1 protein-coding gene is annotated in these 626 nt (G+C 70.4%); it reads left to right on the forward strand.

The window, feature by feature from the left end; translation table 11 throughout:
• A partial coding sequence (locus tag ACLJK8_RS23080; protein WP_413152716.1) for an IS110 family transposase occupies nt 1-626 on the forward strand: 626 nt, incomplete at both ends.

A 626-nucleotide genomic window follows, 5' to 3' on the forward strand; every position in this document is an offset into this window, starting at 1 on the left:
AGGTCAAGAGCCGCCAGGGCCAGGAACGCCGGGCCCTTCTCGCGGCACGGGAGGCCGTGATCGGAGCGCGCAGGAACGCTGAGAACACGATCCGCGGCCTGCTCGCCAGCTTCGGATTGCGGCCGCCGGCGCATCCGCGCACATACGAGGCGCGTGTCCGGACCGTTCTGGAGGGGCACGACGTGCTGGCCCGCATCATCCTGCCCCTCCTGGCCGTGCGCACGGAGGCGTTGCGCCAGGCCGCCGCGCTGACCAGGGAACCGGTTCGCCAGATGAAGGGATGCGACGCCTGCGTCCGCCTGATGACCATTCCCGGCGTGGGGACGGTCACGGCTTCGACCTTCGTGGCCACGATCGATGCGCCGCGCCGCTTCGCGAAATCCCGTTCGGTCGGCGCCTACGCGGGGCTGACCTCGAGGCGATACCAGTCGGGCGCCGTCGATTATGGCGGTCGCGTTTCCAAGCGCGGCGACCGGATGCCGCGCACGATGCTCTATGAGGCGGCGAATTCCCTGCTCTGCCGGGTGAAGCCGGGACGCGGACAGCGGCTGAGGGACTGGGCCATGGCCGTGAAGCGCCGCACCAGCCACAAGAAGGCCGTGGTCGCGCTCGCCAGGAAGCTCGCC

The organism is Amaricoccus sp. W119 (assembly GCF_047275745.1).
Taxonomy (GTDB): Bacteria; Pseudomonadota; Alphaproteobacteria; order Rhodobacterales; family Rhodobacteraceae; genus Amaricoccus.